The following is a 13823-nucleotide window of genomic DNA, read 5'->3' as shown; positions in this document are numbered from 1 at the left end:
CCGTATCCGCGAATTGTCTATGAAAACGCATCTAATTATGCGGGTATCCGCCGCGGACAATCTGTCATAAAATACGCCTGAGGGAAATGACGAAGGAGGTTCTACATGTCTACTATCAATTATCCGTTCCAGAATACGCAGCTTCCGCTTGAGGAAAGAGTCAGCGACCTGGTGTCCCGCTTCACGCTGGAAGAGAAGGTTCAACTCATGGTGCAATATCAGGCTGCAGTAGAGCGGCTTGGCGTTAAAGCATATAAGCACGGCACAGAAGCGGCGCACGGCATGGCCTGGTTAGGCGAAGCCACCAGTTATCCGCAGCCGATCGGGCTTGGATGCACCTGGGATACGGAGCTGCTGCAGCGAATTGGCAGCGCTATCGGAGATGAGGCGCGGGGCTTCTTCAAGCGCAATCCGGAGATTAACGGCCTGACACTCTGGGCACCGACCGTCGATATGGAGCGCGATCCGCGCTGGGGCCGGACCGAAGAGGCCTACGGTGAAGACCCCGTATTGGCCGGCAAGCTGGCGTCCGCACTGGTACAGGGCATTCAGGGCGATCATCCCAAATACTTGAAAGCGGTTGCCACGCTCAAGCATTTCATTGCCAACAACAACGAGGTCGGCCGCGGTGATACCTCGGTCAGCATCGATCCGCGCAATATGCGCGAGTATTATTTGAAAGCGTTTGAAATTCCGTTCAAGGAGGGCGGCGCCCAGTCGATGATGACGGCGTACAATGCCATCAACGGTGTTCCGGCCAACCTGAACCCGGATGTCAACGGCATTGTCAAGGAAGAGTGGGGCATGGACGGCTTCGTCGTCAGCGATGCGTTCGACGTCTCCGGCACGGTGCGCGACCACGGTTATCTGGAGACGCATAAGGAAGCGGTGGCCCGTTCGGTCCGCGAGGGCGGGATTGACAGCCTTACGGATGACAACGAACTGATGAAGCAGTCGCTCCGCGAGGCGCTGGAGGAAGGCCTGCTTACAGAGGGAGACCTTGACGTTGCGCTGCGCAATACCTTCCGCGTCCGCTTCCGGCTCGGCGAGTTCGACCCCACGGACGAGAATCCGTATGCCGCGATCGATGAGTCGGCCATTCTGGCTCCGGAGCATGCACAGCTCTCGCGGGAAGCCGCAGGCAAGGCGGTCGTGCTGCTGAAGAACGAAGGCGGCATTCTGCCGCTTGCCGCCGATAAGCTGAAGAAGGTCGCTGTGATCGGACCGCTCGGCGGCACTGTGTACCGCGACTGGTACAGCGGTTCGCTGCCGTATGCTGTGACCCCGCTGCAGGGAATTCAGGAGAAGCTGAAGGCACACGGCGGCAAGGCGTCGTTCGCCGGCGGCACGGACCGGATCAAGCTGAAGGCCAAGCGCAGCGGCCGGTACGTGCAGGTGCAGCCGGGCGAACAAAGCGCTCTAGCCGCTACAGGGGACTCTGCCGGACAGGCGGCCGTCTTCGAGCTGACGGACTGGGGCTGGGACAGCCATACCCTCATCGCCGAGGACAACGGCCGTTACCTGACGACGGATGACCGGATTGTGAAGGCCTCGGCCGAGCAGATCTGGGAATGGTTTACGAAGGAGGTATTCCTGGTTCGTCCTTCCGAAGAAGGACAGCACAACGTAACCTTCGCTACGTGGAACGATACGCCGGTAACGGTGAAGCCGGAGACCGGCGAGCTGCTGGTCGGCACCGGCAGCGCGGAAGAGACCGCCAACGAGATTAACGTGGCGGGCGCTGCTTCGGTGACCGGCGGCGAGGCGGAGATCATCAGCGCCGATGTCTTCGAAGTGGAGACGGTGACGGACAAATTCCAGGCGGCGAAGGATATTGCCGGTGATGCCGATCTGGCGGTCGTATTCGTCGGTAACCATCCGTTGATCAACGGCAAGGAAACCATCGACCGTCCGGACATCACTTTGCCGGCTTCGCAGGAGCAGCTGATCAAGGAAGTGCTGTCCGTGAATCCGAATACTATCGTTGTGGTGGTGGGCAGCTATCCTTATGCGCTGAACTGGGTGAACGAGCATGTGCCGGCCGTTGTGTATACGACGCATGCCGGGCAAGAGCTGGGCAATGCTGTAGCCGACGTGCTGTTCGGCGAGGTGAACCCGGCCGGACGCCTGAACATGACGTGGTATTCTTCGGTAGAACAGCTGCCGGAATTCATGGATTACGATGTCATCAAGCGCGGCAGAACCTATCAGTATTTCACCGGCGAGCCGCTGTATCCGTTCGGGCACGGGCTGTCTTACAGCTCGTTCCGTTACGATGGACTGGTACTGGACCGCGAGCAGATGACTGCGGGTGAAGACAGCGGGATCGGCCTTACGGTTACCGTTACGAATACCGGCGACCGGCCTGGCGAAGAAGTAGTGCAGCTGTACGGACATGCGGAGCAGTCGCGCGTGAAGCGTCCGCTGAAGCAGCTCCTCGCCTTCCGGCGGGTAGCGCTGCAGCCGGGTGAAACGGCTGAGGTCAGCTTCACGCTGCCGCTGTCCGAGCTGGCGTTCTGGGATGTGACCCGCGAGCGCTTCTGCGTCGAGACGGGCACGTACCGCTTCCTGGCCGGCGGTTCCTCCGGCAGTCTGCCGGTGAGCGCAGCGCTTGCGGTGCAGGGCGAAGTGATTCCGCCGCGCGATCTGCGGCAGCCGGTTAAGGCGGTCAACTACGACGACTACGAAGGCATCCTGATCGGCGAATGCCGGGAAGGCGGCAGTGCGGCGGAAGTGGCCGGAGCATCAACCGGCTGGATCTTGTTTGCGGACGCCGAGTTCGGCGAAGGCGCTGGCAGCGTCAAGCTGCGCGCGGCGGCCCAAGGCGCAGCGGCGGCCGAGATCCGGCTGCAGAGTCCGGAAGGACCGCTGGCCGGTACAGTGCCGCTGACAGGCGAAGGCGCGCAGGAATGGCGCGACTACACCGCCGAGCTGAGCGGCGTAAGCGGCCGGCAGGACGTGTACATTGTCCTGAACGGCAAGGCCGCGCTGAGCACCGTGCAGTTTATGTAAGAGCCGCAGCCCGGTAAGTGGCTGACGGCTTATGGGCCGGCCCGGAGTCATGATGACTCCGGGCCGGCTTCTTTTTGCAGGGAGAGAGTGGCTGTTGCTGCTGCTAATGGGCTTCTAATGTATTTCATACACTAGATCCGCAGAAAACGGGCGGTTTCCTGCGGTCTGCTGCATTTCGTGCATTAGAATTGGGCTATCGGGATGGGAGAGGGCATATTCCCCGAAATCTGTTGCACCAACTGCAGCAGAATTCATTTGTGGAGCAAATCGAGGGCGATCTATTGCACAAACTGCAATCAGGCTCCTCTTTTATGCTATAGGCAGATGCTGTTACGGGAGAGCAACGGTGAGCAACCGACAGGAAACCGGCACTATATAGAGCCTGCAGCAACCGGAGAAGCTTGGATGATCTCACCGTAATGGGCGGGAGTGTACGCAAACGATTGGACGTTTCCGGCTGCATCCTTGAAGTAGGCCTTGTATTTTCCGCGGGAGTAGTTGAAGGAATCGTTAAACATATCATTCATGTAAGCCGGCTGCTCTCCTCCCAGCGTGGTATAGAGATCGTAGCCCGGGATGCCGCCTGTGCTGTACTGCCAGACCGCATACGCTTTGCCGTTTGTAATCTCCACTACAGTGGTGACCTGTCCATTGTCATACACATAGCGTGAAGCATCGCCTGCAGCAAAGCTGTAGGAGTAATTCAGCAGCTTATCGCTTACCGCCAAGGGTGCAGCCTTGAAGTTATATTGAATCGGCAGGGCAATGGCGGCCCGGCGGGCTTCCTGCACATTGCCGGAATTCAGTTTGGCGGGATCTGCTATATAATCCTGGCTGGTAATAAACAGGATGCCGCGGGTCGCTTCGTAATAGACGCTGTAGCCGAACGCTTCGCTGACGAATCTGGCGGGCACCATCATCCGTCCGTTATAGTTGCCTGCTTCACTGTCCATTACAACGGGCTGACCGTTTTTGTAGGCCGTACTCAGGCCTTGCGTCATTACAAACGTATTGTTCGTCCGGTCAACAATAGTTGCGCTACGGGACTTGGCGTCCCAGGAATACGTCAGCCCGAGTGAAGCGAGATTGCGGATCGGGATCATCACCCGTCCGCTTTGTATGAACGGCGAGCTGTCTGTGGCCATGAAGCTGCCGTTAATATTTACAGCGATCGGGCGAATCGCAGTGACGGCGGGAGTGGTGGAAGCCGGCGCAGGGGCAACGGCAGCAGAAGCAGCAGAAGTAGCAGTAGTAGCAAACGTAACAGTATAAGGAGAAGCAGCAGAAGCAGCAGAAACACTAGAAACGGCTGAGGTGGAAATCACCGTAAGCATGAGGAAGATCAGACCAAGCACGGAAATTCTTTTGAAACGTGACATTCAGTTAGGCTCCTTCCATATATTGTATTTTATACAGACGCAGAGAAGGGACAAAAGTTGCTGCCGGACGGCCCTGAGGCAGGCTATATTTCAGACATAGCTGCACTTTGTACATCTATTTTTCCGGAAAACGGCAGTCTATTCGAGTCAGTTGTACTTTATACACTTAAACTTGCGGTCAACCGCCGAAATCGGAGGTATCTCAGGTTTTAAATTGTACGAAGTGCAACTATAGCGCCTTTACGGGGTTGTCGGGGAGATTTAGATGTACGAAATGCAGCTAACGCTCTATAGTGCTGTACCCGACAGTATGGTGCTATGAGCGATGGTTGATTTTAATTTGATATCAAACTATAATGGCCCTATGGAGACGAGAGATGTTATATCGCTAATTTCAAAAGTAAGGGAAAAGGTCAACCGGTTCATCGTGGCCGAGATGGCAGAGAACGGGCTGGAGGGGATCGGCACCTCGCACGGAGACATCATCTATGCGCTGCTGCGCGCACCGCGTCTTACGATGGCTGAGATATCCCAGCGGATTCACAAGGATAAGTCTACCGTCACCGCGCTTGTCGACAAGTTGGTCCGGCTGGGCTATGTGGTCAAGGAAAGGGACCAGGTGGACGCCCGGGTGGTTTATGTAGCGTTGACCAGTAAAGGGCGCGAATTGGAGGCCTTATTTGAAGCTGTCTCGCAGAACATGCTGAATGTGTTCTACCGCAATGTCTCGGAGCAGGAGCAGCAGGATTTGCTGCGTATTTTAGAAAAGATCCACCGGAATTTCCAATTTTTTGGCTGATAGTTTGATATCAAACAAAATGCAGCTACACTGGAGGATGAGCAGATGATCGATTACACCAAAGCATTGCCAGCACATACGGAGAAGTATCTGGGAGTCCATGATTTGTTTCTGGAAATTTATAAGGGAGAGGGGGAGCATAACCTGAGCCATCCGGTTACGGCAAGCTTACCGGGCAGGCCACCGCTATTATTCATCCACGGTGCCTATACGGGAAGCTGGATGTGGAGCAAATTCATTCCTCATTTCTGCCAAGCAGGCTGGACCTGTTATGTCATGAACCTGCGCAGCCATTACAAATGCAGACAGCTGGACCTGACCCGCGTTACCTTCGGTGATTACTTGGCCGATATCCGCGAAGTATTGGCGGAATGCGCTGTTCCGCCAGTGCTGATCGGGTTCAGCATGGGCGGAATCCTCAGCCAGAAGCTGGCCGAGACCGAGGAGCTTGCCGGTATGGTCCTGATTGATTCCAGCATCAGCAGGGAAGTGCATGAAGCGGTACCCTACCAGCACTTGGAACGGTTTGTACCGGGCATCGTCATGCCTGCTCCGGCCCGTGCGGAGCTTTCCAGCATCGATGAATCCTCCGATGATATTGCCTTTCAGCGCAAATATTTGGGCATGGAGTCGGCATTAGCCTATAGCGCTTTTTCATTTGCAGCGTATTCGGAAGGGGTATCTATAAACAGTGCAGCCATCACCTGTCCGGGCCTGGTGATTCAAGCCGTCCAGTCTGCTGAGGACGACCGCCGGGGACTTGCAATGGCGCAGCAGCTTCACGCCGATTACACAGCATTATGGAATACCACACATACCGGAGTGCTGGTGGGTCAGCGCTACAAGGAGACGGTGGATGCGGTGTTGGACTGGTTAAGCAGCTTTCAGGCCAGTTAAACCGTCCATGTCCTCGACCACAGCTCCCGCTGGCAGACGGTCTTGAAGCCGAGCTTGGGGTAGAAATCCACCACACCGCCGGTGCAGTAGGTCGCCCCTTCGCGTGCTGTCCGCTTCATCAGCTCGGCGATGGCGATCGTCGCCAGCCCCAGGCCGCGGTGCTGCGGATCTGTGCATAATGGCTCCAGATAGGCATAATCGTTGACACCGTCCACCCACATTCCGGCATAGCAGGCATACTCTCCGTCCGGGGCTTTGATGACGACAGTAAGTTCTTTGCGGAAATGGGGACCGCTCTGCATCAGCCATCTGGAGTCCAGATCATCGTCCGGCTCATCTCCGTGATTGAAGCCGCGCCAGAGGATATGGTTGATTTTGCGGATATCGTTCTCTTCTTCCAGCGAATGCAGGCTGTACCCTTCAGGCAGACTGCGCTCCGGGAACCCGGCGTCATAGTCATATACACGGATCGGTTCGCTGTATACCTTCTGATACCCTCTTTGGAGCAGCTGTTGTCTGAGCCCGTCTTCATAGTCATGGACGCGGACTTCCAGGCTGCGCTGACCGGCATCCTGCTTAGAGAGCTCCTGTTCGGCGTAGTCCAGCATTTCCGGCTTCAGAAAGTCATAGCCCGTCTTGGTGATGAAATAGCATTCGCCCACATTCATTTCAAAGCAGGCAACGCCAACGATCTCACCGTCCTCTTCCCATATTCCGTTCCTGTGCGCGAGCGGGTAACTGAACCAGGGATGGGTATGCGCGTACTCCCAGAAGGGTTGCGGGATATTGCCGCTGAGCTGATATTTCGCGAAATTGTGGCGGAGCAGCCGGTTGACAGGCTCAAAATCAGAAAGCAGCCGGTATCGGCGGCAAGTGATGGTCATGGTTCATCCCTCCGAACATTGTGGTATAGATCGATCCTGCTGAATATGCTATAAGCAACTTTGCCGGCAGGATAGGCAGAGAACGGGTTAGCGAAATTGAGGCATGCCTGGCAGCGAAGAATGATCATTGACAAAAAATGCAAACCGGCATATAGTTTGGATAATTTTATTGCCGCTACATGCGTTGAAGAGGATCAGTACATACGGAACTATACCGATCAGAGAGCTGCCGGCCGGTGCGAGGCAGCGGATATCCGTAGGGAAGCGTCGCCTCTGAGCAGACCGACTGAAAGTGCAGTAAGGAGGTCCGGGATTCCGCCGTTAACGGGAAGCATCGTTAATCAGACGATGACAGAGCGGGTGTGCCGGCGGGCATGCCAATCAGGGTGGTAACGCGGAGCAGCTCCGTCCCTATAGGGATGGGGTCTTTTTGTGTTTTGCCAGTTAGTCATGATCACTTTTACAGGGAGGAAAGTACATGTTTCAGCCATTTTATGCATCCGATCCTATACTGCAGGGGGAGAGCTTTCGGAAGGACGAAGTATCGAACAATCTCATTCACCAGATCAGCGGTGAGGACGGCTCGCTGTGCCTGAAGAGCGCCGACGAGGCGATGCTCTACGCCCAGACACCGGGCCGCAGGGCATGGTTATGGTGTTCGCGGGAAGTGTCCGCAGCCCGGAGAGAGGAGCTCCTGCAGGAGCTGGTGGGCGTTCTCGGCAAAGCGCAGGTGCCGGGAGCGGTCGGGGAGCCGGAGGTAGCGGCAGCATTCGCCGGACTCTACGGCAGAACTCATGATGTGCAAGTCAGCCAAGGGATGACCATGACCGCTTATCATTGTCCGGTGCTGGAGCAGCCGCCTGTGGCCGGGGGGATGCTGCGGCAGGCTGTCCCGGAGGACACATCTGCAGTGGCGGAATATCTCGCCGGGTTTATGAATGATGCATTCGGCAGCGCAGTGGAACCGGCCAGCCAGCTCGCTTCGGCCGAAGCCCGGATCGGCCGAGGGGATTTGTACCTGTGGATCAGGGAGGGGCAGCCGGTATGCATGGCCAACGTTTCCGTCCGCACTCCGCGCCATGCCCGGATCGGGATGGTTTACACGCCGCAGCCGCTGCGGAAGAAGGGATATGCCAGCGCGCTGGTGGCGGGGGTATGTTCACTTCTGCTGGCTGAAGGGCGGGTACCCGTTCTGTACGCCGATGTCGTGAACCCAGACTCCAACAAGGTGTACCGGAGCCTCGGGTTTAAGGAATGTGGTACCATTACTGAATATGACTTTGGAGCGGTACTGCCCGGGTAAGCGGACGCGAGGCAGGCGGAGTAAGGCTAGAATGAACAGGAGGAAATGAGAATGAATCGCAAGCAGGCCATAGAAACGGTTCGGAAGGTACTGGCAGCGGATTTTGCCTGCAGTGAGGCCGATTTACAGGATAGTGCGACCCGTATTTATAGCGCCGGGGTTGGAGCGGACGGGTTCCGGTTTCCGCTTCCGGAGCCATCCCTGCGGATGGTGACCATGGGCAGCGGGACAGTGATCTCCTGCAGTGAGGGCAGGATGGAGTGGGCGAGGAAGCAGCTTGGCGCGCTCGGCAGAGAACAATTGTTCACGGCGGCTGCCATCAGCAGGATTGAACATTTCATTAATGGGGATAACCAGACCCTTGCCGGTCCTGAATTGAAATATGTCTGTTCACTGGACAGTATAAACCCCGGCAATCTTCCAGAGGGGATCGAAATAAGGCTGTATGACCGCAGTCTTATCCCCGGTCTGTATGAATACGGGGAGTTCCGCAATGCCTTGTCCTACAGCAGCGCCGGCAACCGGCCGGATATGCTGGCGGCTGTCGCCGTGTGCGGCGGCACCCTTGCGGGAATCGCCGGTGCATCTGCCGACAGTGATGCCATGTGGCAGGTTGGAGTGGACGTTGTGCCGGAACAGCAGGGCGGCGGAATCGGAAGAGCCCTCGTTGGCCTGCTGACGCAGGCTCTGCTCAAAGAGGGCATTCTTCCGTACTATACCGTCAGTACGAGCAATCTCCGCTCCCGGCAGCTGGCGGTATCTGCGGGCTATTGGCCCGCATGGACACAGCTGTATGCCCGGAATCAGGCCTGAGCTGCGGCAAGCAGCTCTTCCCGCGCGCCGCACATCCAGGGAGGTAGCAGCTTTAAGGAGGCACGCTGCTCCCAGAGCGTGTCCAGGTAAATCAGCACGCCCTGGTCCAAATGTCCATTGTTCACCTGCTGTCTGATATCGGCCGAACGGGGATTATATGCGAATGTACCGGAGAATGATTAAAATTTTCATCAATAAATAATAGTAACCGCTTACATAACGTTGTAGAATAGATGCACAGCGGTCCTATCCGCGACTTTCTTAGCAAGGGAGCAGGCCCATGAAGAGGTCTTTTTTCGGCAAAACCTATATTCCGTTCACCTACAAGACCATGATTCCGTATCTCGTACTGGTGCTGCTGACAGATATGATTATCGGCTACATCGCCTACACGATGCTGATCCAGTCGAGAACGGAAATGGCGGAGACGAATATCCGTACAGCGCTTAAGCAGACCCGGAGCAATATCGAATATCAGACGGATGAAATTACACGGATGGCCAATTCGCTGTTTCTGAACCTTACCTTTCAGAGTGCGCTGCAGTTCCGGGGCGAACCGCTGCAGAACATGCTGAAGATGCGGGATGACATCGTTCCCTATATGAAGGCGCCGCTGCAGTTGTACGGTAACAGGCTCAGGCTTGTGCTCTATACCGTCAATGATTCCATGTATGACATTACAGGCGACGAGATGTGGACGCCTATCGGCCGGAGCGATTATTATGTGCTGTCATACCGGGAGATTGAGCATGCGGACTGGTTTCAGGCGATGATTGCGGAAGGAAAAGACAGCTTCTGGCTGCAGGCCGACACCGATGCCGGTCTGGGCCATATCTCATATGTGCGCAAGCTGGTCGCCTCGAACGCGGCTCCGGCGATTATCGGTTACGTCCGGGTTACCGCACGGATTGACGAGCTGTTCGGCAATTTTGACGCGTTCCCTATCGGACAGGGGATGAATTTGCGGCTGATCGATACGGCGGCGGGAACGAGCATCTATGAGAAAGGACAAGTCAAACCGTCCGCCGGGAAAAATGAATATCTGGTCATCAGCGAAGCGCTGTCTTTGCCGGGCTACGCTATTGAAGCGCGGGTGCCCCATGCCTATCTGTACCAGGATGCGAGCCGGATGCAGCGGGCGATTACCGCCGTATGCTCCATCAGCTTCCTGATTATGGCGCTGATTGGCTTTCTGGTCGCCCGGCTCTCCGGCAAAAAAATCAAGCGTATCGTCACCCTGGTCCGTTCGTTTCAGGAAGGGAATTTCTACAAGCGGATCGGGTTCGGCGGCAACGATGAGTTTGGTTATATTGCGGGTGCGTTCAACCAGATGGCGACAAGCATTCAGGAGCTGATCCGCAATGTCTACGTGCAGGGCATCCAGAAGAAGCAGGCGGAGCTGGATGTGCTGCAGGCGCAGATCAGCCCGCATTTTCTGTACAATACGCTATCGACGATCGTCAGTCTGGCCAATCTGGGCGAGGTGGAGAAGGTGACGAGGATGGTGCAGGGCTTATCGAAGTTCTACCGGCTTACCCTGAATGAAGGAAGGGTGTACGTCACGCTGGAGCAGGAGCTGGAACAGGTCAGGATGTATCTGGAAATCCAGCGGGTCAAACATGCGGACGCCTTTGAAATCTACGTGGATGTGGAGCCGGATATTCTGCAGGTTCCCGTGCTGAAGCTGATTCTGCAGCCGTTTGTGGAGAATATTTTTAAGCATGCCTGGTTCGGTGAGACCATTGCCATTCGCATTACCGGCAGGCGTGCCGGAGACAGGATTGAGCTGAAGGTGATCGACAACGGGATCGGCATGCGGCCGGAGACCCTGGTGCAGATGCGGTCGAATCCCGCTCACGCGGGCAGCTACGGCCTGAGGAATGTAGAGGAGCGCATCAAGCTGCGTTACGGCAACGAATTCGGCATCGACATTGGCAGCATTTACGGGGCGGGCACGACAGTCCGGATGATTCTGCCGGTGGACAATGAAGAAATCCGCGAAAGCTTAGGAGAGCAGGTGTAACTATGGCACTGGAAATCAACGTCCTGCTGGTGGACGATGAAGCGGTCGAGCTGGAGTGGCTGAGACGCCGGGTGGCGGGCAGCGGACATCTGCCGCTGCACAGCGTTCTGACGGCCGCAAGCGGCTTCGCGGCGCTGAAGCTGATGGAGCAGCACCGGATCGACATGATCCTGTCCGATATCCGCATGCCGATTATGTCCGGGGTGGAGTTTGCCCGCAAAGCGAAGGAGCTGAATCCGCAGGTCCATATTGTGTTCATCAGCGGCCATCAGGATTTCCAGTATGCCAAGGCAGCCATTCAGTTGAATGCCTGCGGCTACCTGCTGAAGCCGGTGGACGACGGGGAGCTCAGCAAGACGCTGGAAGAGCTGTGCGCCCGGATTGAGGAGGAACGGCAGCGGAAGATTTCGCTGTCGGAGACGCTGTCGCTGGTGCATCAGGAGCTGCTGCTGCGCTGGTTCAATGAGGCGGCTCCGGATGAGGCGGAGTCCCATATCCGCAGCTTTTTGGCACCCTATCTGCAGGAGGGGACCGCGGTGGCGATGCTTGAAATCGACGATATGGCCCGGAACATCCATGGCTGGAGCGAGGAACGGCGGCGCGAGTGGACAGCCGAGGCCGGACGGTATATCCGGCAGTTCGCCGAGGAGCATAATCTGGGCTTGGTCATTTCCACCTACGATCACCATTATGTCCTCGTAGCCGCGCAGCCGGAGCCTTATTTCACCGCTTTGCTGGAAGAGCTGATCCGCACGTTCCACCAGAGTCTGGGCTGCTCCGTTACGATTGGCCGGGGCATGTATACGACCGGACTGACCGGGCTGCACGACTCCTACCGGCAGGCTCAGGCGGCGCTCAGCATCAAATGGATTGTCGGTAAGAACCGGCTGATTGATGATGCTTCACAGTGGCAGCCGAAGGAGGCCATTGCTACTGATCTGGAGCATATTGTGGATGAAATGCTGAAGGCGATGCTCGATTATGACCTGACGGCCATCGACGACAGTCTGCAGAAGCTCTTCGCCGGAGACGGGCCCCTGACCGGAAAAAACGATATTTACGGCATGATCATCCGTCTCACCTCCAGGCTGCATACCGACCTGCGGCAGATGAACGAGCCTCTGTACGAAATCTGGAACTGGGACTCCTATCATCCGATGGTGCTGTTTCAGTTCGAGACGGTGCAGGATATCCTGTCCTGGCTGCGGCGGCGATGCTTCGAGCTGTCGGAGCTGCTCTATCTGAAGCGGCAACGGCAGAAGCGGAAGCTGATTGACGATATTGCGGCGTATGTGCAGGAGCGGCTGGACCAGAAAATTACCCTGAACGAGGTAGCCGCCCATTTCCAGTTCACCCCCAACTATCTGGGGCATCTGTTCAAAACAGAGACGAACCAGCTGTTCAGCGATTTCCTGGGCGAGCAGCGGATGAAGCGGGTCTGCGAGCTGCTGGAGGACCCGACGCGCAAAATTTATGAAATCGCCGAGCAGGCCGGCTACAAGAATATTATCTATTTCAACCGGCAGTTTAAGCAGCATATGGGGATGTCGCCGGGCGAATACCGGAAGCGCCACAAAATCTGAGGGTCAGCTGGAAGAATGCTCCTGTTCCACATGGAACGGGAGCTTTTTTTTATAAGCCCCGTAAGGTGCTTGAATCGGCAGCAGGCATAAATCGTTGAATTAGTATAAAGTATCGTTGTTCCGCTGAATTATGTAACCGCATACAACCTTTTATAATGGGGGCTATAGAGCAGAGAGAGGGGAGTATACATGAAGCGGCATACCTTTTGGAACGACTTGAAGAACTATCGGGTTCTCCTGCTGATGCTGGCGCCGGCGGTATTGTTCTATATTCTGTTCGCCTACGTGCCGATGGCCGGCATCGTCATTGCCTTCAAGCGTTACGACTACGCGGGCGGGATCTTCGGCAGTGCGTGGAACGGGCTGGACAACTTCCGGTTCTTCTTCGAATCCGGCGATGCCTGGCGGGTAACGCGCAACACGGCGCTGTATAACATTGCTTTTATCGTGGTGAACAATGCGCTGCAAATCTTTGCGGCGGTTATGCTGTTCGAGGTCGGGGGCAAGTGGTTCCGCAAAATCACGCAGTCGGCGCTGTTCCTGCCTTATTTTATCTCCTGGGTTGTCGTTGGCGCCATCGCTTATAACCTGCTGAACTATGATATCGGTACCGTGAATGCGGTACTCAGAGGCCTTGGGCTTGAAGCGATAGATATTTACAACACCCCCGCTTATTGGCCGTACATCCTCGTGCTTGTCTCCGCCTGGAAGGGGCTTGGCTACGGAACGGTGATGTACCTGGCGGCGATTACAAGCATCGACACCGAAATGTACGAAGCGGCGGAAATTGACGGGGCAAATATCTTCCAGCGGATCCGCAAGGTGACGATCCCGAATCTATATCCGACGATCATCATTCTGGTGCTGCTGGCGGTCGGAAATATTTTCCGCGGGGATTTCGGGATGTTCTACAACATGATTGGCAACAACGGGCTGCTGTTCTCGGCAACGGATGTCATCGACACCTTCGTGTTCCGGTCCTTGATTACTTCGAACGAGATCGGCATGTCGGCGGCGGCGGGGCTCTTCCAATCTGTCCTCGGCTTCGTCACCATTGTGACCGTCAACTATGCCGTCCGCAAATACGACAAAGACCGCGCCTTGTTCTAAAGGCAGAAGGGGGTAATGTG

The 13823-nt window shown here is 56.2% G+C and carries 11 protein-coding genes and 1 other annotated feature; of the genes, 8 read left to right on the top strand and 3 right to left on the bottom strand.

The features are described from left to right. The first annotated feature begins 105 nt into the window (after positions 1-105). Positions 106-3012 carry a glycoside hydrolase family 3 protein gene (locus F1381_RS02520; protein ID WP_151733241.1) on the top strand — a complete coding sequence of 969 codons (2907 nt, stop codon included), beginning with the start codon at positions 106-108 and terminating at the stop codon, positions 3010-3012. Between the two features lie 371 nt (positions 3013-3383). Here the strand turns inward: F1381_RS02520 and F1381_RS02515 are convergent, their stop codons facing one another. Then, positions 3384-4391, bottom strand: coding sequence for a copper amine oxidase N-terminal domain-containing protein (locus F1381_RS02515; RefSeq protein ID WP_151733240.1), 1008 nt, complete (start codon positions 4389-4391; stop codon positions 3384-3386). A gap of 436 nt (positions 4392-4827) precedes the next feature. Here F1381_RS02515 and F1381_RS02510 point away from each other — a divergent pair, with 436 nt between their 5' ends. Next, positions 4828-5190, top strand: coding sequence for a MarR family winged helix-turn-helix transcriptional regulator (locus tag F1381_RS02510; protein ID WP_246187891.1), 363 nt, complete (start codon positions 4828-4830; stop codon positions 5188-5190). A gap of 45 nt (positions 5191-5235) precedes the next feature. Next, on the top strand, positions 5236-6087 hold the full coding sequence (locus F1381_RS02505; RefSeq protein WP_151733239.1) for an alpha/beta fold hydrolase: 852 nt from the start codon (positions 5236-5238) through the stop codon (positions 6085-6087). Here F1381_RS02505 and F1381_RS02500 read toward each other — a convergent pair. Further along, entirely contained in the window at positions 6084-6971 is an 888-nt protein-coding gene (locus F1381_RS02500) for a GNAT family N-acetyltransferase (protein ID WP_151733238.1), read from the bottom strand. The genes F1381_RS02505 and F1381_RS02500 overlap by 4 nt on opposite strands. Positions 6972-7146: 175 nt before the next feature. Then, positions 7147-7387 (top strand) — a binding site (T-box leader). A 62-nt stretch (positions 7388-7449) separates the two neighbouring features. On the opposite strand from F1381_RS02500, the gene F1381_RS02495 reads away from it, so the two are divergent. After that, entirely contained in the window at positions 7450-8274 is an 825-nt protein-coding gene (locus F1381_RS02495) for a GNAT family N-acetyltransferase (RefSeq protein ID WP_151733237.1), read from the top strand. A 51-nt stretch (positions 8275-8325) separates the two neighbouring features. Further along, a complete protein-coding gene (locus F1381_RS02490; protein WP_187355154.1) occupies positions 8326-9087 on the top strand; it encodes a GNAT family N-acetyltransferase in 762 nt (253 codons plus the stop codon). Here the strand turns inward: F1381_RS02490 and F1381_RS29040 are convergent. Continuing rightward, positions 9078-9212, bottom strand: coding sequence for a hypothetical protein (locus tag F1381_RS29040; protein ID WP_281349868.1), 135 nt, complete (start codon positions 9210-9212; stop codon positions 9078-9080). The genes F1381_RS02490 and F1381_RS29040 overlap by 10 nt on opposite strands. A gap of 155 nt (positions 9213-9367) precedes the next feature. Here F1381_RS29040 and F1381_RS02485 point away from each other — a divergent pair, with 155 nt between their 5' ends. From F1381_RS02485 to F1381_RS02475, 3 genes are all read left to right on the top strand, one after another. Then, positions 9368-11110 (top strand): sensor histidine kinase, encoded by a 1743-nt coding sequence (locus F1381_RS02485; protein ID WP_151733235.1) that lies wholly within the window; start codon positions 9368-9370, stop codon positions 11108-11110. Between the two features lie 2 nt (positions 11111-11112). Continuing rightward, positions 11113-12693 (top strand): response regulator, encoded by a 1581-nt coding sequence (locus F1381_RS02480; protein WP_246187876.1) that lies wholly within the window; start codon positions 11113-11115, stop codon positions 12691-12693. A gap of 189 nt (positions 12694-12882) precedes the next feature. Further along, positions 12883-13803, top strand: a complete 921-nt coding sequence (locus F1381_RS02475; RefSeq protein WP_151733234.1) for an ABC transporter permease — start codon at positions 12883-12885, stop codon at positions 13801-13803. Positions 13804-13823: the final 20 nt, after the last annotated feature.

The organism is Paenibacillus tengchongensis, assembly GCF_008973665.1.
Classification (GTDB): domain Bacteria; phylum Bacillota; class Bacilli; order Paenibacillales; family Paenibacillaceae; genus Paenibacillus_AQ; species Paenibacillus_AQ tengchongensis.
Note: the sequence above shows the minus strand (reverse complement) of the source record. Positions and strands in the feature narration are given on the sequence as shown.

What these genes read in the sequence shown, in the direction of transcription:
- F1381_RS02500 (WP_151733238.1), bottom strand. Translation starts at nt 6,971, where the DNA reads ATGACCATCACTTGCCGCCGATACCGGCTGCTTTCTGATTTTGAGCCT.
- F1381_RS02515 (WP_151733240.1), bottom strand. Translation starts at nt 4,391, where the DNA reads ATGTCACGTTTCAAAAGAATTTCCGTGCTTGGTCTGATCTTCCTCATG.
- F1381_RS02480 (WP_246187876.1), top strand. Translation starts at nt 11,113, where the DNA reads ATGGCACTGGAAATCAACGTCCTGCTGGTGGACGATGAAGCGGTCGAG.
- F1381_RS02475 (WP_151733234.1), top strand. Translation starts at nt 12,883, where the DNA reads ATGAAGCGGCATACCTTTTGGAACGACTTGAAGAACTATCGGGTTCTC.
- F1381_RS02520 (WP_151733241.1), top strand. Translation starts at nt 106, where the DNA reads ATGTCTACTATCAATTATCCGTTCCAGAATACGCAGCTTCCGCTTGAG.
- F1381_RS02490 (WP_187355154.1), top strand. Translation starts at nt 8,326, where the DNA reads ATGAATCGCAAGCAGGCCATAGAAACGGTTCGGAAGGTACTGGCAGCG.
- F1381_RS02510 (WP_246187891.1), top strand. Translation starts at nt 4,828, where the DNA reads ATGGCAGAGAACGGGCTGGAGGGGATCGGCACCTCGCACGGAGACATC.
- F1381_RS02505 (WP_151733239.1), top strand. Translation starts at nt 5,236, where the DNA reads ATGATCGATTACACCAAAGCATTGCCAGCACATACGGAGAAGTATCTG.
- F1381_RS02495 (WP_151733237.1), top strand. Translation starts at nt 7,450, where the DNA reads ATGTTTCAGCCATTTTATGCATCCGATCCTATACTGCAGGGGGAGAGC.
- F1381_RS02485 (WP_151733235.1), top strand. Translation starts at nt 9,368, where the DNA reads ATGAAGAGGTCTTTTTTCGGCAAAACCTATATTCCGTTCACCTACAAG.